This is a genomic window from Dyella sp. 05T440 (genome assembly GCF_056395965.1).
In genome coordinates this window covers 114,636-130,363 of record NZ_JBFTKN010000003.1, presented here as the reverse complement: position 1 = coordinate 130,363, position 15,728 = coordinate 114,636, and the positions used below count along the sequence as shown (strand labels likewise).

The 15,728-nt window shown below is 63.5% G+C and carries 17 protein-coding genes; 7 read left to right on the top strand and 10 right to left on the bottom strand.

Annotation, left to right across the window (positions count from 1 at the left end; genetic code table 11):
- Positions 1-3 precede the first annotated feature (3 nt).
- Entirely contained in the window at positions 4-990 is a 987-nt protein-coding gene (locus tag AC1DE1_RS04945; protein ID WP_477175559.1) for a DUF4331 family protein, read from the bottom strand.
- 198 nt (positions 991-1,188) lie between these two features.
- On the opposite strand from AC1DE1_RS04945, the gene AC1DE1_RS04940 reads away from it, so the two are divergent.
- The gene (locus AC1DE1_RS04940) at positions 1,189-2,283 is read left to right on the top strand and encodes a HoxN/HupN/NixA family nickel/cobalt transporter (protein WP_477175558.1); all 1,095 of its coding nucleotides are present in this window, start codon (positions 1,189-1,191) and stop codon (positions 2,281-2,283) included.
- 4 nt (positions 2,284-2,287) lie between these two features.
- Here the strand turns inward: AC1DE1_RS04940 and AC1DE1_RS04935 are convergent, their stop codons facing one another.
- The 3 genes from AC1DE1_RS04935 to AC1DE1_RS04925 all read right to left on the bottom strand — a co-directional run bounded on the left by AC1DE1_RS04935 (position 2,288) and on the right by AC1DE1_RS04925 (position 4,725).
- Positions 2,288-3,019 carry a 2OG-Fe dioxygenase family protein gene (locus AC1DE1_RS04935; protein ID WP_477175557.1) on the bottom strand — a complete coding sequence of 244 codons (732 nt, stop codon included), beginning with the start codon at positions 3,017-3,019 and terminating at the stop codon, positions 2,288-2,290.
- A gap of 51 nt (positions 3,020-3,070) precedes the next feature.
- A complete protein-coding gene (locus AC1DE1_RS04930) occupies positions 3,071-3,700 on the bottom strand; it encodes a glutathione S-transferase N-terminal domain-containing protein (protein ID WP_477175556.1) in 630 nt (209 codons plus the stop codon).
- A gap of 116 nt (positions 3,701-3,816) precedes the next feature.
- Positions 3,817-4,725, bottom strand: a complete 909-nt coding sequence (locus AC1DE1_RS04925) for a substrate binding domain-containing protein (protein ID WP_477175555.1) — start codon at positions 4,723-4,725, stop codon at positions 3,817-3,819.
- Positions 4,726-4,828: 103 nt separating this feature from the next.
- On the opposite strand from AC1DE1_RS04925, the gene AC1DE1_RS04920 reads away from it, so the two are divergent.
- Positions 4,829-5,485, top strand: a complete 657-nt coding sequence (locus AC1DE1_RS04920) for a DsbA family protein (protein WP_477175554.1) — start codon at positions 4,829-4,831, stop codon at positions 5,483-5,485.
- A 10-nt stretch (positions 5,486-5,495) separates the two neighbouring features.
- Positions 5,496-5,858, top strand: coding sequence for a nuclear transport factor 2 family protein (locus AC1DE1_RS04915; RefSeq protein ID WP_477175553.1), 363 nt, complete (start codon positions 5,496-5,498; stop codon positions 5,856-5,858).
- A 47-nt stretch (positions 5,859-5,905) separates the two neighbouring features.
- Here the strand turns inward: AC1DE1_RS04915 and AC1DE1_RS04910 are convergent, their stop codons facing one another.
- Positions 5,906-6,598, bottom strand: coding sequence for a response regulator transcription factor (locus AC1DE1_RS04910; protein WP_477175552.1), 693 nt, complete (start codon positions 6,596-6,598; stop codon positions 5,906-5,908).
- 48 nt (positions 6,599-6,646) lie between these two features.
- Between AC1DE1_RS04910 and AC1DE1_RS04905 the strand changes: the two genes are divergently transcribed.
- The 4 genes from AC1DE1_RS04905 to AC1DE1_RS04890 all read left to right on the top strand — a co-directional run bounded on the left by AC1DE1_RS04905 (position 6,647) and on the right by AC1DE1_RS04890 (position 9,630).
- On the top strand, positions 6,647-6,916 hold the full coding sequence (locus AC1DE1_RS04905; protein WP_477175551.1) for a hypothetical protein: 270 nt from the start codon (positions 6,647-6,649) through the stop codon (positions 6,914-6,916).
- Positions 6,917-7,011: 95 nt separating this feature from the next.
- Positions 7,012-7,299 carry a hypothetical protein gene (locus AC1DE1_RS04900; protein WP_477175550.1) on the top strand — a complete coding sequence of 96 codons (288 nt, stop codon included), beginning with the start codon at positions 7,012-7,014 and terminating at the stop codon, positions 7,297-7,299.
- A gap of 180 nt (positions 7,300-7,479) precedes the next feature.
- Positions 7,480-8,592: an alkene reductase gene (locus AC1DE1_RS04895; RefSeq protein ID WP_477175549.1), complete on the top strand. Its 1,113-nt coding sequence runs from the start codon at positions 7,480-7,482 to the stop codon at positions 8,590-8,592.
- 108 nt (positions 8,593-8,700) lie between these two features.
- Positions 8,701-9,630 (top strand): LysR family transcriptional regulator, encoded by a 930-nt coding sequence (locus AC1DE1_RS04890; protein WP_477175548.1) that lies wholly within the window; start codon positions 8,701-8,703, stop codon positions 9,628-9,630.
- 15 nt (positions 9,631-9,645) lie between these two features.
- Here AC1DE1_RS04890 and AC1DE1_RS04885 read toward each other — a convergent pair whose 3' ends face one another.
- From AC1DE1_RS04885 to AC1DE1_RS04865, 5 genes are all read right to left on the bottom strand, one after another.
- Positions 9,646-10,974, bottom strand: a complete 1,329-nt coding sequence (locus AC1DE1_RS04885; protein ID WP_477175547.1) for an Nramp family divalent metal transporter — start codon at positions 10,972-10,974, stop codon at positions 9,646-9,648.
- 133 nt (positions 10,975-11,107) lie between these two features.
- Complete coding sequence (locus AC1DE1_RS04880; protein ID WP_441602194.1) at positions 11,108-11,299, bottom strand: hypothetical protein; 192 nt, start codon at positions 11,297-11,299, stop codon at positions 11,108-11,110.
- 141 nt (positions 11,300-11,440) lie between these two features.
- The gene (locus AC1DE1_RS04875; protein ID WP_477175546.1) at positions 11,441-12,913 is read right to left on the bottom strand and encodes an efflux transporter outer membrane subunit; all 1,473 of its coding nucleotides are present in this window, start codon (positions 12,911-12,913) and stop codon (positions 11,441-11,443) included.
- An 11-nt stretch (positions 12,914-12,924) separates the two neighbouring features.
- Positions 12,925-14,505 (bottom strand): MDR family MFS transporter, encoded by a 1,581-nt coding sequence (locus tag AC1DE1_RS04870; protein ID WP_477178932.1) that lies wholly within the window; start codon positions 14,503-14,505, stop codon positions 12,925-12,927.
- Positions 14,498-15,637 carry an HlyD family secretion protein gene (locus AC1DE1_RS04865; RefSeq protein ID WP_477175544.1) on the bottom strand — a complete coding sequence of 380 codons (1,140 nt, stop codon included), beginning with the start codon at positions 15,635-15,637 and terminating at the stop codon, positions 14,498-14,500. The genes AC1DE1_RS04870 and AC1DE1_RS04865 overlap by 8 nt, the downstream gene beginning before the upstream one ends.
- Between the last annotated feature and the right edge of the window lie 91 nt (positions 15,638-15,728).

The window sequence follows — 15,728 nt, the reverse complement described above, 5'->3', positions numbered from 1 at the left end:
GCTCTATGCCTCGGTGCGTACCTTGTGCGGCGGGCCAAGATAGGGAAACTCGCTGAGCAGATCCTTGTGCGGTCCCACCTTGTCGCCCGGCACCTTGCCGTTGGTGATCAGCGGCAGGAACACATCCATCACATCGTCGGTCAGGCCTCTCCCGTTGCGGGGGTAGGACGCCGGTTGTTCGGGATCGTAGCGAAGGATGTCCGGCAGCAACGAGCTCGCTACACGTTTGGCCTCTTCCGGGGTGTAGCCACCGGTGTGTTCCAGCGAGTGCGCAAAGGTGGGAATGAAGCGGGCGTCCTCGGCCGGTTCGCTGGCGAGATAGAGACTCTTCTGATCGCCCGCGAGAAAGACTTCCTGCGATGGGCGCGCTGCACGATCGGCTTGCACCCAATGTCCATCCACCCGATTGAGCGTGCGATGCCACAGGCCCAGCTGGCCCGTGCCGAGTGCGGTGTTGGGCACTTCAATCACGATGCTGCATACATCGCCCTCGGTAAAGAAGTCGTCGCCGGTGAACTGGAAATTGTTCAGCGCGCCGCGCGTGTCGAAGAAGAAGGGATCGCTGCGCCAGCCGGCAAAGAAACGGTACTCGCCAGCTTCCGTCACCACAGCCATGGGCCCTGTCGACACTGGCGCCTCCTCGACGATCAGCGTGCCGCTGTCGCCGATGCCCGCAGCCTGCGCGCCCTCAAGTCGGCGCAACGTGGCGGCCAGGGCCCAGCCTTTGCTGGAGAAGAAGCGCACCTGGTACGAGATATTGGCGACGGCATCGCCGTCGGTATCGATCTTCAGTTCATAGATCGCATCCGCCGAGAAAGGCTCGTTGGTGGTGGGTCCTTCGGGATTCACGCCTACCGACGGATGCACGTTCATCACCAGGATGGACTTGTCCGAGCTTCCTGGTTTGGGGAAGGCATACAGGTCGGTGAGATTGAGGCGGGCATCGCCATGGGGAAACCCGAAGTCCGGGCCGGGATAGTGGTGCGACATGATTGACCGCCTGTGCGTGATGGAGGGATGCATGGCGCTGGCCGCGCCGATTCATCAGGCGCATGCGTCTTCATGACGACATCAGGGCGTATCGCACGCACGCAAACGAACCACTGGATGCTGCGCTGCGTGCGCAGGGCAAGCAATTATGCGGAAGTATGGGTTGCGGTGGATGTCAGGGGCAGCTCTAGTAGGGCGATGCACTCCGCGCACAGCCCATGCCGACATCTCCCCGAGACTCTCCGACCAGGCGTCGCACACGCCCAGGGTATCGGCATTCGCAAGAAGCTGCATTTCATCTATGCCGTGCTGATTGTCTTCAATGTAGGTGCGTGGATCTGGGCGATTGCCGCCCTGCATGCGAGACCGTCGTTGCTTGGCGTGGCCTTGCTGGTCTATGGCCTTGGCCTTCGTCACGCCATCGATGCCGACCATATCGCCGCCATCGACAATGTCACGCGCAAGCTTATGCAGGCGGGACAACGCCCGGTGTCGGTGGGTTTCTGGTTTGCGATGGGGCATTCGACCATCGTGGTGCTGGTCACAGTGTGCGTGGCCTGCGCGACGCGTTCCCTGGCGGTGTTCCAGCATCTGCGCAACCTGGGCGCGGCGATTGGCACGTCGGTGTCGGTGGCCTTCCTGCTCGCCATCGCGGTAATGAATCTCGCCATCTTCCTGTCGATCCACAAGAGCTATCGGCAATATCGCAACGGCGGCGTATATATCGAGGAGGACCTCGATCGGCTGCTGCATCAACGTGGCTTTCTGGCCCGTATTTTTCGGCCGCTGTTTCGCCTGGTGGCGCGCAGCCATCACATGTTTCTGCTCGGGCTGCTGTTTGGACTGGGGTTGGATACCTCAACCGAAATAGCGATGTTCACGGTGTCCGCGCAGGAGACGGTCAAGGGCGTGTCCATCATGGCGATCCTCGTATTGCCCGCTTTGTTTGCCGCCGGCATGTCCCTGATCGACACCACCGATGGCGTGGTGATGCTGGGCGCGTATGACTGGGCATTTGTGCGGCCCCTGCGCAAGCTCTACTACAACATGACCATCACCCTGGTCTCCGCCCTGGTCGCGATCATCGTGGCGGGCACCGAGGCGATGGGATGGCTGGGCGAAACGTTTCGCTGGCAGGGCGCGGCGTGGAAGATCATCGGCGCACTCAACGACCACACCGACAGCCTCGGCTTTGCCGTGATCGGCATGTTCGCCCTGGCCTGGACGTTGTCGTATCTGATCTATCGCGCGCAGCAGCCAGCGGGCGTCGAGCTGCCACTACGCAAACGCTAGTCGCTCAAGCGGATGCCCTGAACGTCACCACCATTACATCGCGATGCGCGGCTTCGTCAGCCACCAGCGGTCGCACCGGTGTCACGCCGTGGAAAACGCTGGGGTCGTGGATCAACGCCGCGTCCAGCGGATGGGTGAGGGTGAAGTCGCCAAGCAAACGCCCATCCGGCGCATGGATGGTGGTGGTGCCGCTGGCGATATTGTGGCGATCGATCAGCAGCACCAAGACATAGTCGACGCCATCGCGATGACTGCCCTCCGGCGTGGGCTCACCCGCGGCATCGCGGGTGGCCTCGATGCGGAATTGATGCACTTCGATATGCCAACGAGGCACAGCTGGTGCGAGCGAGCCGAAAAACGCATGGCAGAAGTCGAGAATGCAACGCATGCTGGCGCCCGCGACGATCGAGGGAACGACCGGCTCGAACCATCGTTCGATATCGCCCTGCAGCGCGTTGTACTGCAGCGCCTGAAAATGCGCTTGATGCGCTTCCGGTCTGACGCCCTGTGCCGTGGCAGAGAACGTCGCGTGCCGACGGCGGCGGAAGCGTCCCTTCGCGGCCAGGTAGGGGTCCGGTTCCAGCTGGTTCCAGCTGTCCACGAAGGCCGGCCAGTCCGACAACGCGCCTACTGCAGTCAGCAGCGGCTGCATGCGGTCGGATGCCGCAAAGGCGAAACCATCGCGGCTGACTTCAGTCAGGAGCGTCGATACGGGCAGATCGGCGGGATTGAGCATCCGCCCATGATAAGTGATCCGGGCATCCGCACCTACCGTGTGCTTCCCGCGTCAGGCGTCCTGCAAAACGTTCATGCCCTTGATCACCGCGGGACGCGCGGCAAGCTGCGTCATCCAGCGATCCACGGCCGGGCGCCTGGCGCGGGCATCGCCCAGCAGGCTCGGGTTGGCAGTAATCACGGCCGCCACCCACGGATAGATCGCGATATCAGCGATGCCGTACTCGTTGCCGCCCGCATACGCCGACTGCGACAGGCGTTGTTCGAGCACATCGAGCAGGCGATTGGATTCGGTGAGGTAGCGATCGATCGCCAGCGGAATCCTCTCCTTCGCGCGGTTGGCGAAGAAACCAAGCTGGCCGAACATCGGTCCTACACCACCGACCTGCCAGTTCAACCACTGCAAGGCGGTGTAGCGCGCTGAACCGCCGGTGGGCAGCAGCTTGCCGGTCTTGTCGGCGAGGTACTGGAGGATGGCGCCGCTCTCGAACAGCGTCAGGCCATTCTCGCGATCGACCATCGCCGGTATCTTGCTGTTGGGCGATATCGCGACGAAGTCGGGCAGGAACTGCGCGTCGTTGCCGATATCCACCGCATGCACCCGATACTCCAGCTGCAGTTCTTCCAGTGCGATGACCGGCTTGCGGCCGTTCGGTGTTTTCCAGGTGTAGAGATCGATCATGGGGTGCTCGTCGACGGTGGCTGGGGCAGCCGCTGATGGTAGGTCATGCAATGGCGTGCATAAACGCGCTGTGAAACACTTCTATTGATACCTGGGGTAACAAGCCCGCGGGGTGCTCAGGCAACCTGCTGCACCAGGAAATCGATGAAGCTGCGCACGCGCAAGGGCAGGTGACGGCCATGCGGGTAAAGCAGGCTGAAGGGTCGCGATCGTCCACCGAAAGCCGGGAGCACCGCCACCAGGCGGCCATCACGCAAGTCGTCTTCCACGATGAAGCGGTAAGTCTGAAACAGGCCGGCACCGTGACGCGCAAGCGTGACGCCGCCGAGCACATCTTCGGACAAGACATAGCCGCCATCGCCGGCGATCTCGACATCCTTGCCCTGATCCCGGAACAACCATGGAATGCGCCGACCGCTGCTGGGCAGATCGAACTGGATGCATTCGTGCCGGTTGAGGTCGTCCAGCACGGCAGGCGTGCCGCGCGCGGCCAGGTAATCGGGCGACGCCACGACGACGAGTTCGGCATCTTCGAGGTGGCGGGCAATCAAGGTCGAGTCGGCGGGTGCGCGCACGCGGATGGCCAGGTCGTAACCCTCTTCGGAAAAATCGACGTTGCGATTGCTTACATGCACTTCCAGCTGCACTTCCGGATGTTGTTCGCGAAACGCGGGCAGCAGCGGCAGCAGCCGGTAGTGGGCGTAGGTGGTCGGCACGCTGATCCGCAGCGTTCCGACGGGGCGCAGCTGCTGGCCAGTGGCCATGCGTTCGGCTTCGATCAGCTGGGCGAGCGCCTGCCGGCACTCTTCGAAATAGGCGCGACCGACGTCGGTCAGGCGGATCTGTCGGGTGGTGCGCACGAACAGCCGCACGCCCATGCGCTCTTCGAGCCGGGCCACCGAGCGACTGACCGCGGCGGGCGTCACACCAGCCGCAGCAGCGGCGGCGGTAAAGCTGCCGAGTTCACCAGCCAGGCAGAACAACTCGATGCTACCCAGCAGCACATCATCAAATTGGCGACGCATGATTCATTACGCCACGTATCAACTGAAATGCATTGAACCACATTTATGGCTATGGAACGCAGGAATACAGTGGACGCATTGTCAAGCATTCGAGGCAGCAAACATGAAACTCGTCCTGGTCGCCGATCCCATGTGTTCCTGGTGCTATGGCTTTGGCAAAGAGGTCACGGCGTTGCGCGAGGCCATCCCGGGCCTCGAGCTGGAGGTGGTCGTTGGCGGCCTGCGCCCCGGTGAAACCGCCGTGATGCCGAGGCAGCAGCGCGTCGCACGGCTTGAGCACTGGTCGCGCGTGGAAGCGGCCAGCGGCCTGCCATTCAATCGCGAAGCCTTCCTCGCCAACGACCATCTGGTCTACGACACCGAGCCGGCGTGCCGCGCCGTGGTCACCGCACGACGACTGGCGCCTGCGATCGATCAGCTCGAGGTGCTGCGCGGCATCCAGCGTGCGTTCTATGTCGACGGGCGCGATATCACCAAGGGCGAGGTGCTCGCCGAGGTGGCATCTGCCGTCATGGGCGCGCTGGGTTTTGCAACCACGCCGGGGGATTTTCTCGCCGCCTGGCAATCGGCCGAGGCCGTGACGGCAACACAGGAGGATTTCCTGCAGGCGCGTCGCTGGGGCATCTCCAGTTTTCCATCCTTGCTGCTGGAAGATGGCGATAGACTTTATAGCGTCGCGCCAGGGTATATCGACGCGCAGCAGCTGATCTCGCGGGTGCGCACCGTGACCGGTTCGCGCCTGGACACCAAGGTCGGATAAGGCAACGCGCATGACCCACGATCAGGCAGTACTCGAACTGGCCAACCGATACCTGCGCAGCATCTATGAGGGCGACACGCAAACCTTGCGCGAGGTGTTCCTGCCCGATGCGCGTGTCGAGGACCTGGTGACGGGCAGCTTCCGCTCGCGCACGGCCAGTCAATACGTGGAGGCTGTGGGCTCTCGTCAAAGCCCGCGCGCGGCAGGCGAAGCGTTCACCATGAGCGTGCTGTCCATCCACGTGCTTGGCGACATGGCCACGGTGACGGCGGAGCTGCGTTTTCTCGGCAACCACTACTACAACGTGCTGTCGCTGCTGCGTTGTGATGACCGGTGGCGCATTGCGCACAAGCTGTTTGGTCCACCGGTGTGACGATCACTGCGTGTGATCGACGATCGGCAGGGTAAGTCGATGGTCGATCACCGGCTGTGGTCGTGGGCTTCCCTTGCCGCATGCGCCTGCTGAAGCCTGGCATCCATGCGCACCAGCTCGGCCAGCGAGCCGGCCATCATCTTGCGCATCACCTGGCCGCGATGGGCTTTGACGGTGATCTCGCTGATGCCCAGTTCAGCGGCAATCTGCTTGTTGAGCAAGCCCACCACGACCAGCGCCATCACCTCCCGTTCGCGCCGGCTCAACGATGCCCGGCGCTGCTCGAGTACCAGGATGTCGAGCTCCTGCTCGAGCGTGGCGCGGCTGTGCGCGATGGCCTGGCGGATCGCCTCCAGCATCACTTCGTTGTCGAACGGCTTGGTGAGGAATTCCGCTGCGCCCGCTTTCATCGCGCGCACCGTCGTGGGAACGTCCCCGAATCCGGTGATGAAGATGATCGGCATGTCGATGCGGTCATGGCCGATGGCGTCCTGCACATCCAGCCCGTCGAGATCCGGCAACGATATGTCGAGGATCAGGCAGCTTGGCGCGAACACGCGAGGGCGCGCCAGAAAGGCCTGGGCGGACGCGAACGTCTCCACTTGCCAGCCTTCCAGGCGAATCATCGCCTCGAGCGCTTCGCGCACGGACAAGTCGTCGTCGACGACGAAGATCACGGGCGTGGCAGACGGGATAGGAGGGTGCGCGGAGTCCCGGTCCGGTGCATGGGGCGGGCGCATCGTGATCTCCGATGGCAGAGGCGCCCCTGTCGCGCGGTTCAAGATGACATGGGGCCGCAACCTGCACGGATCCGCACGTGGCTCACGCAGGCAATCGACGGCGGCTTCAAGTTGATGAGCACGACATCAATCGCCTGCAACGTCGGTTCTACGCTGCGTTCCATGCGTTTTCAATGTGATTATTTTCACTGTATCAAGAGTGAAACGCTTCTTGATCGGCAACGCGAAGGCAGATCGCCAGTCGCCACCGAGCAGTCGCGCTTCGACGGAAGGCTGTCGATGCAGCGCTTTTCAAGGCTTTTTTCCCGGGAAAAATGATACCCAGGTACAATCGACGGGCGTGCTGGATCGACTTACATTCACCTTCGGTTGGCCGGCAATCCGTCGGGGCCGACGTGCAAGCGCAGCGGTGAATGACTATGTATCTGGTCAAGCCACGCTCATCGTTCAATCCCATACCGGTGCCTATCCGCTGGAGCAAGCCCAGCGGCAACTCGCGTGTCATCGACCGCGTGGGGCAATACCAGCTCCTCCAGTTGGCGCTGATGATCGAGCCCGACGAGATACGCATCTCGGAGTGGTGGCACCAGACGCCTATTGCCGAACTGGGCGGCGATACGGCCGATGCGCTGGTGTCGCAAGGCATGCAACATCTCGTTGAAGCCTTCCTGCTCGCCATCCTGTTCGGCGATCGCGGCTGACCCATCGGGCAGGGCAATCGGGGCAAAACATGGTCTTTAGCCCATGCCTGCCGTACAGGCGGCTGGTGACTGCGGAAATTTGTTCCTGAGTGTTCGGACCAACGCGGACCTACAGTCCGCCATGGGGACACCCATCTGATGACTCGCCAGTGCTGGCGTCTTCCACAGGTGGTCCTTCCCATGAGCAAGAAACTGTTTGAATCCACGAAGATCGGTCGCTACGCCGTGCGTCATCGCGTCGTGATGGCTCCGTTAACCCGCATGCGTGCCGAGCAGCCGGGCGATCGGCCTGGCGAGCTGATGCGCGAGTACTACGCCCAGCGTGCCTCCCAGGGTGGCCTGCTGGTGTCCGAGGCGACCGTGGTGGCGCCCAACGGCGGCGGTTACCTGGGTTCGCCGGGACTTTATTCCGACGCGCAGATCCCGGGCTGGAAGCGCATCACCGATGCCGTGCATGCCAAGGGCGGCCTGATCTTTTTGCAGCTGTTCCATGCCGGCCGCCAGTCGCACGCCGACCTGCAGCCCGAAGGCGGCGCGCCGGTGACGGCTTCCGTCGTCCCCTATGAAGGCGTGGCGTATACCGCCCAGGGTTGGGTGCCGAGTTCGCCGCACCGCGCGTTGCGCGAAGACGAAGTGCGCGACATGGTCGTGCAATTTCGCCATGCCGCCGAGCGTGGCCTCAAGGCCGGCTTCGACGGCGTGGAAATCCACGGCGCCAACGGATACCTGATCGACCAGTTCCTGCAGGATGGATCGAACAAGCGCACGGACAGCTACGGCGGCAGCGTGGCCAGGCGCGCCCGGTTCCTGCTGGACATCACGCGCGAAGCAATTGCCGTGTGGGGCCGCGACCGCGTCGCCGTGCGCCTGGGGCCCAGCGGTCGCTTTGGCGACATGCACGACAGCGACCCGGTCGCACTTTTCAGCCATGTAGCGAGTGAGCTCGACAAGCTTGGCGTTGCCTATCTTCATTTGATCGAACCGCGCGTCAACGGCAACACGGTGGACGACAGCCGCGATCAGAATCCCGTGGCTGCGCGATTGATCCGCCGTCATTTCAAAGGCTCGATCATCGCGGCCGGTGGCTTCAACGGCGAATCGGCCGAGGCGATCCTGCAGGAAGGCAGCGCGGATCTGGTCGCGTTTGGCCGCGACTTCATCGCCAATCCCGATCTGCCGTTGCGCCTGGCCAAGGGACTGCCCTTGAACCGCTACGATCGCGACACCTTCTATGGTGGCGATGCCGCCGGATATACCGACTATCCGGCCCACGCCGAGTTGGCGGCGGCCTGATCTATCGCACCGGGGCCGGTCAGGCCGGCCTCGGATACCCGGATGCCGCTCACGCGGCATAGATCAGCGCATCCCTAGGGTGAAGCATCCATGCCAAGTGCTCCTGCCATGGCCACATCCACCAAAGCAGACACGGATTCGCTCGACAGCCTGAGCGCTTTGGCAACCTATGTGCAGGCGGCGGAAACGCGCAGTTTCACCCAGGCGGCTCGTGTGCTTGGCCTGACCGCATCGGCGGTGGGCAAGACCGTGGCGAGGCTGGAGGCCAGCCTGGGCGTCCGGCTGTTTCACCGCAGCACACGCAGCATTTCCTTGACGCCCGATGGCGAAGTCTTCCTTGAAAGCTGCCGCCGCGTGTTGTCGGAGATCGACAGCGTCGAACGCGAACTCGCCGGCAACCAGGCCTCGCCCCGTGGCAAGCTGAGAGTGAGCCTGCCGTATCTGAGCGGCCTGTTCGGCAAGGTGCTGGCCGGATTCATGGCCATGTATCCGGAAATCGAGCTGGATCTCGATTACAGCGACCGCCTCGTCGATATTGTCAACGAAGGATTCGACGTAGCCATCCGCACTGGGGAGGGCGTGGATTCGCGACTGATCTCGCGCCGGCTTGGCGTCTATCACCTGGTGCTGGTGGCTTCACCTTCTTACCTTGAGCGTGCGGGCGTGCCGAAGATGCCTGGCGATCTCGCCGGGCATGCTTGCATCCATCATCGCTTTCCATCCACCGGCAAGCTCGAGCGCTGGCCGTTCCGTCAATCGGACAAGGGCCTGGACGTTGTCGTGCCGGTGGCCGTGTCGGCAAGCACCATCGCGCCCATGCTCGAACTGGCCATCGAAGGTGGCGGCATTGCCTGCGTGCCGGATTTCTCGGTGACTGCAGCCATCGAGGCTGGTCTGCTTAAGCCGGTGCTGTCCGGGCAGCTGGAGTATCAGAACGTCTTTCGCGCCGTCTGGCCGTCGCACCGGCATATTTCACCGCGGCTGCGGGTGTTCCTCGATTACATGAGCGCTCACCTGTTTGCTGACGAACGCAAGTAAGCTGACGAGCGTCCGCTAGCTCTTGCCCAGCGTGGCAAACATCACGATCGCGGCCACTCCCATCACCACCGTCGCCAACCAACCGAAGCGCCGCAGCCAGCCGCTCACCACATGGTTGCCCATGGTCTGCCCGCGGCTGGCGACGATCATGATCGCCGCCATCAAGGGCACGGCGCATACGCCATTGACGACAGCGCTCCAGTACAGCGCCTTGATCGGATCGATCGGGGTGAAGATCAAAGCGACGCCGCCCGCCATGGCGGCGACCAGGACGCCGTAGAACACCTTGGCATCCCTGGGCTTGTGCGCCAGGCCGTAGGGCGCATGCAGGGCGCCCGCCACGGCAAACGCGGTCGCGCCGGCCAGCACGGGAACCGCCAGCATGCCGGTGCTGATGATGCCCAGCGAAAACAGCGAGAAGGCGAATCGGCCCGCGGCAGGCTTCAATGCCTGCGCGGCTTCAGCGGTCGACTGGATATCGGTCTTGCCGTGCGCATGCAGCACCGCCGCCGCGGTGACGATCATGAAGAACGCCACCAGATTCGAGAAAATCATTCCAACGCTGGTATCGATGGCGATGCGCTTGAGCGCGTCGGGCGCTTGCGCGTCGGCGTGCTTCAGTGGCTCGCGCTCATCGCTCTCGCGTATTTCCTCCACCTCCTGCGCTGCCTGCCAGCAAAACAGGTAAGGACTGATGGTGGTGCCAAGCACCGCGACAATTGCCGTGAGATACGCCACGTTCCATTGCAGGTGCGGAAGCAGGGTGGACTTGAGCACTTCGCCCCACGGCACCTTGACCACGAAGGCCGTCGCCACATAGGAAAACAGACTCAAGGCCAGCAGCTTGAGGTAGGGCGAATATTTCGCGAAGGGAACAAACACCTGCAAGCCCGTCGAGATCAACGCCAGGACAACGCCGAACGCGACCGCGGAGCCGCCGACAAGCAACTGCAAGGCAGCGCCCATCGCGGCGATGTCCGCTGCGATATTGATCACATTGGCGACGATCAACAGAGACACCAGCGACCACACCGCGGAGCGTGGAAAATTGCGTGACAGGTTGTCCGCCAGGCCGCGACCCGTCACGCGACCTACGCGAGCGCTGATCATCTGTATCGCGATCATCAGCGGTATGGTCAGAAACACGATCCACAGCAGCGCGTAGCCAAATCGCGCGCCGACTTGCGAGTAGGTGGCGACGCCGCTGGGGTCGTCGTCTGCTGCGCCGGTCACAAAGCCTGCACTCAGGCGTTGCCACCACGCCTGGGATTTGCCGCTCTTGGATGCTGGCGCGCCGCCGTCTGCCAGCGGCTCCAGGATGACCTCGTCGCCCTCGGCACTCATGTGGTTGCTCCGATCATTCAAGGCATCGTGAGCCCGCATCTGTGACGTGGTGGAGAGTGCGAGGCCGGCGTTCGGTGAAGGGCGTCAGCGTCACGACAGCGACGCCTCGTGCGTGGCCGCGCGTGAGTTGTTCTCAGTCGTCCTTCGGCGGCTTGGCCGGAATGAACGGAGACACCGGGTCACTGGCCGGAAAAGTTTCTTCCAGCGCTTCCTCATGGTTCTCCGATTCCTTCTTCTTGCGAGCCTCCCGCTCAGCCGGCGTTTCCACTTGTGCAGGCTGATGGTCGTGCGGATGAGGAACGTCTTTTCGATCTTTGCTTGACATGGGCAGCACCTGCGTCGTGCAGAACAAGGCTGCATGTTCCAGGGCGCCGCGTGACGCGAGTGCAGGACTTTTGTGAGCGTTTGGCTCGACACTTATGCGTGAGCGCGGCGTCGATAGCCTGGTGGTACATCACTGTCGTGCTTATTGCCAACCCAACCCAAGACTCTTCTGCAATGACACAAAGTCCCTGAGCAGATCGGCCTGTCCTTCGATCAGGTTTTGTTGTGCAGTGAACTGCGTACGCTGGGTATCCATCAGGTCGATCAGCGAGGATGCGCCCGCGCCGTAGCGCTGATGCATCAAGCGCTCGGAGCGATTGGCCGATGCCTCGATCTGCTGCATGCGCGCCACGCTGTCGCGCTGGTGACCGTAGCGGGACAGGGCGTTGTTGGCGTCCTGCAGCGCGGCGAGCACGGTCTGCGTATAAGTGGCGACGGCTTCATCGCGGCCGGCCTCGGCTTGGCGGATGCTGCTGTGGGTGCGGCCGAAATCGAACACATTCCACTGCAGGTAAGGCACGCCCAGCCAGGTGAGGGCGCTCTTCTTCGCAAGGTCGGCAGGGTTTACGCCGGTGGTGCCGAGGAAGCCCATCAAGGTCACCTTGGGAAACAGATCGGCAGTGTGCTGGCCGATCTGCGCGTTGCTCGAGGCCAGTCGACGCTCGGCAGCGCGGATATCCGGGCGCTGTCGCAGCAGGCTTGCCGGATCATCGATGGGTACCGCAGCCGGCAAGATCGGGAGTGCGGTCGGCTTCGACAGTTCCTGGTCGAGCGCCCCCGGCGCCTGGCCGGTGAGCACCGCCAATTGATCGAGCGATTCGGTGATCTGCTCGTCCAGCGGAATCAGGGTCGCGCGCGTGTTTTCAACCTGGGTGGTTTGCCGCTCGACGTCCGCATCGGCGGCGACGCCGCGTGCACGGCGTTGCTGCACCAGTTCTAGCGTCTTCTGCGCGAGATCGGTCGACTGATTCGCCAACACCAGGCGCTGCTGCTGATCGCGCAAGCCGATATAGGCCTGCGCCACTTCGGCGGCCAACGACACCTGGGTATCGGCGAAGTCCGCCTCGACGGCCTGGGCCTGCGCCGATGAGGACTCGGTGGCGCGTCGCACGCCGCCAAACAGGTCCAGCTCCCAGGAGGCATCGAACGCGGCCGTATACAACTGCAGCGGACCACGCCCACTGGAGGTGTTCGTGCGCTGGCCGCTTTGCGCGTTGTTGTTGGACGACTGCAGCAGCGACAGATCCGGCTCGCGCACGCGCACGGCTGCCGCGTCCACCGACAGGTTGGGCAGGGCTTTCGTGCGTTGTTGCAGCAGTTGCTCGCGCGACTGACGCAGGCGCGCCTGTGCCGCCTGCAGGTTGGGGTTGTGTGCCAGTGCTGCGTCGATCAGCGCATTGAGCTGCGGATCGTTGAGCGTGGTCCACCACTGGCTAGGCGCAGGTGTCGCGGTGAGACCTGTCGTTGGCGCGCGTACAAAAGCATTGCCGTGGCTGCCGGGCACATCGGGGGCGCCGCGATAGTCGGGGCCGACCATGCAGCCCGAAAGTGCGGTGATCGAGGCAAGCAGCGCCAGCAGCAGGGAGCGCGGCGCGCGCGATGGAAGCGTAGTCATCACAAACATCCTTAGTGGCCCGTGGCTGCCGGCGCGTGGTAGCGGGGTGTCTTCAGCAGCAAGGCGAGCGGTACACAGCAGAGCAGGGCGATGCCCAGCACATAGAAGATTTCCGAGTACGTCATCACCAGGGCCTGCTGCTGGATCTGCTGGGCCAGTTGAGCCAGCGCACGCATCTTCGAGTAGGCCATGTCGCCGGTTTGCGCGAACCAGCTCGCTGCATTGGCGGCCATACGATCCTGACCGAGCACGGAATTAGCCGATAGCGATTCGCGGATAGTCGCCCCATGAAAGGTGTTGCGCCGGTCGATGACGGTGCCGATGATGGCCAGGCCGATCGAGCCGCCCAGGTTGCGCGCCATGTTGTAGATGCCGGCCGCATCGCCTGATTCCTCGCGCGACACCGCGGCCATCGAAGCCTGGTTCAACGGCATCATCGCCAGCATCTGGCCGGCGCCGCGCACCAGCTGCGACCAGAAGAAGTCATCGCCGACGGACTGGGCCGTCAGGTGGATGTCGAGCATGCAACTGCCCACGAAGCACAGCAGGCCGGTGATCACCAGGATGCGAAAATCCACTTTGCCCAGCAGGCGCGGCAGTATCGGCATCATCATGAAGGCGGGCACGCCCGATACCAGCATGACCCAGCCCGACTGTTCGGCGTTGTAGCCCGCGATCAGGCCAAGGAATTGCGGAATCACATAGATCACGCCGTACAAGGCCGCGCCCACCACCAGCACGATGAAGATCACGCTGGCGTAGCGCGGGTTCTTCAGCAGGCTCAGGCGCATCACGGGCTTGGCGGCGGTGAATTGCGATATCGCGATCAAGACCATGCCGGCGAATGACAGCAGGCTGAGCCAGATGATCATGCTGGACTCGAACCAGCGCTCGCGCTGGCCTTCTTCCAGTACCACGGTCAGCGAGCTCAGTCCGATCGCCAGTCCGAACACGCCCAGCCAATCGGCCTTTCGCAAGGCCTCCCAGTGCGGCTTGTCCGACGGCAGGCCGACGAGCAGCAGGACGATCAGGCCGATGCATACCGGCAGGTTGATGAAGAAGCACCAGCTCCAGCTGATGTTCTCCGTCAACCAGCCGCCGAGAACCGGGCCCAGCAGCGGGCCGAGCAGGACGATCAGGCCGAAGGCCGTCATGCCGATCGGCAGCTGCGACATCGGCAGGCGGCTGCGGATGATGGTTTGCGCAGTGGGGATCATCGCGCCGCCGGTCAGGCCCTGGCCGATGCGGCCGATGATCATCGCCATCAGCGTGGTCGAGATGCCGCACATCATCGAAAACAGGATGAACAACACCGCGCAACCGAGCAGGAAGTTGCGCAGGCCGAATACGCGGGTCAGCCACGCGGCGAGCGGGATGATCACGATCTCCGACATCAGATAGCCGGTGGAGATCCAGGTGCCCTCGGTGCCGGTGGCGCCGATTTCACCCTGAATCTGCGGCAGGGCCGAGTTGGTGATGGAGATGTCGAGCGTCGCCATCAACGCGCCCAGCGAGCCGGCCGCAACGGCAATCCAGTCCGCGACGCTGGCACGCTCAGGATGCGCGGCAGGCTGGGCGGCTGCCTCAGCCATGACGGCGTTCTGCGGACGCGACCTTGCCGTCCTCGTGCGCCTGACGCGTGTCCACCTTCACCGTCACCGACAAGCCCGGCACCAGCAGCTTGCGGGTTTGCTCGTCGGCTTCCAGGCGGATGCGTACCGGCACGCGCTGCACGATCTTGGTGAAGTTGCCGGTGGCGTTCTCGGGCGGCAGCAGGGCGAATTCCGCGCCGGTGCCCGGCGCAAAGCTCTCGACCACGCCTTGCAGCTCGGTATCGGGCAGCGCATCGACTCGCACGCTGGCGTGCTGGCCCGCGCGCATCTGGCCGATCTGCGTCTCCTTGAAATTGGCGGTGAGATAAACGCCTTCGATCGGCACCACCGTCATCATCCGCGTGCCGGGCTGCGCGTACTGACCCACGCGCACCGTGCGATCACCCACGCGCCCTGGCAACGAACTGCGGATCAAGGTGTCGTCCAGATCGAGCTTCGACTGTCGTGCCGAGGCCTGGGCGGCTTCGAGTTGCGCACGAGCCTGGGCGATCTGTGCGTTGAGATCGGCGATCTTTGCCTGTGCCTGGTCGAGCGCAGCGGTGTCGGCCGCCAGGGTCGCCCTGGCCTGGTCGCGGTTGCTGGTGAGCACGGACAGTTGGTCGCTGCTCTCGGCGCCGGTGGTGGCCAGCGGGCCGTAGCGGCGCACTTCGTCGTCGGCGTGGCGGCTGCTGATCTGGGCGGTCAGCTGCTGGGCCCTGGCCTGCTCGATCGCGGCGCGCTGCTGCAGGATGGCGGCCTGCGCCCGCTGGATATCCGCCTGGCGCGCATCGACCGTGGCCTGGGCCTGGTCGAGCGCCGCGCGGTACTGGCGTCCATCCAGGCGCACCAGTGGATCACCGGCCTTCACCGTGGCGTTGTCGCCCACGTAGACATCGGTGACATAGCCGCTGACTTTGGGCGCCACGGTCATGCTGTCGGCGCGCAGGTAGGCATCGTCGGTGCTCTGCATATAGCGGCCGACCACCCACCAGTAGCCCAGGGCCAGCACCCCCATGACGGCCAGGACGATGGCGACGGGCAGCAGAATCTTGCCCGCCTTGGAGCGGCGCGAGCTGGGGGCGGTGGGATCTTTCTTTACTTCGCCGGGCGTGGAGCCGGAGGGGGCGGGCATGAGGGCGTGTCCAATATATTCCAGCTGGAAGATTTATTCCGATTGGAATAACTTTGTCAAATGTTATATTTGGCAGGAGCAAGCAGGAGAA

Coding starts and splice junctions, on each gene's coding strand:
- AC1DE1_RS04895 (WP_477175549.1), top strand. CDS start 7,480: ATGAGCAAGAAACTGTTTGAATCCACGAAGATCGGTCGCTACGCCGTG.
- AC1DE1_RS04945 (WP_477175559.1), bottom strand. CDS start 990: ATGTCGCACCACTATCCCGGCCCGGACTTCGGGTTTCCCCATGGCGAT.
- AC1DE1_RS04880 (WP_441602194.1), bottom strand. CDS start 11,299: ATGTCAAGCAAAGATCGAAAAGACGTTCCTCATCCGCACGACCATCAG.
- AC1DE1_RS04890 (WP_477175548.1), top strand. CDS start 8,701: ATGGCCACATCCACCAAAGCAGACACGGATTCGCTCGACAGCCTGAGC.
- AC1DE1_RS04940 (WP_477175558.1), top strand. CDS start 1,189: ATGCACTCCGCGCACAGCCCATGCCGACATCTCCCCGAGACTCTCCGA.
- AC1DE1_RS04925 (WP_477175555.1), bottom strand. CDS start 4,725: ATGCGTCGCCAATTTGATGATGTGCTGCTGGGTAGCATCGAGTTGTTC.
- AC1DE1_RS04920 (WP_477175554.1), top strand. CDS start 4,829: ATGAAACTCGTCCTGGTCGCCGATCCCATGTGTTCCTGGTGCTATGGC.
- AC1DE1_RS04870 (WP_477178932.1), bottom strand. CDS start 14,505: ATGGCTGAGGCAGCCGCCCAGCCTGCCGCGCATCCTGAGCGTGCCAGC.
- AC1DE1_RS04935 (WP_477175557.1), bottom strand. CDS start 3,019: ATGCTCAATCCCGCCGATCTGCCCGTATCGACGCTCCTGACTGAAGTC.
- AC1DE1_RS04915 (WP_477175553.1), top strand. CDS start 5,496: ATGACCCACGATCAGGCAGTACTCGAACTGGCCAACCGATACCTGCGC.
- AC1DE1_RS04930 (WP_477175556.1), bottom strand. CDS start 3,700: ATGATCGATCTCTACACCTGGAAAACACCGAACGGCCGCAAGCCGGTC.
- AC1DE1_RS04900 (WP_477175550.1), top strand. CDS start 7,012: ATGACTATGTATCTGGTCAAGCCACGCTCATCGTTCAATCCCATACCG.
- AC1DE1_RS04910 (WP_477175552.1), bottom strand. CDS start 6,598: ATGCGCCCGCCCCATGCACCGGACCGGGACTCCGCGCACCCTCCTATC.
- AC1DE1_RS04875 (WP_477175546.1), bottom strand. CDS start 12,913: ATGACTACGCTTCCATCGCGCGCGCCGCGCTCCCTGCTGCTGGCGCTG.
- AC1DE1_RS04865 (WP_477175544.1), bottom strand. CDS start 15,637: ATGCCCGCCCCCTCCGGCTCCACGCCCGGCGAAGTAAAGAAAGATCCC.
- AC1DE1_RS04885 (WP_477175547.1), bottom strand. CDS start 10,974: ATGAGTGCCGAGGGCGACGAGGTCATCCTGGAGCCGCTGGCAGACGGC.
- AC1DE1_RS04905 (WP_477175551.1), top strand. CDS start 6,647: ATGGGGCCGCAACCTGCACGGATCCGCACGTGGCTCACGCAGGCAATC.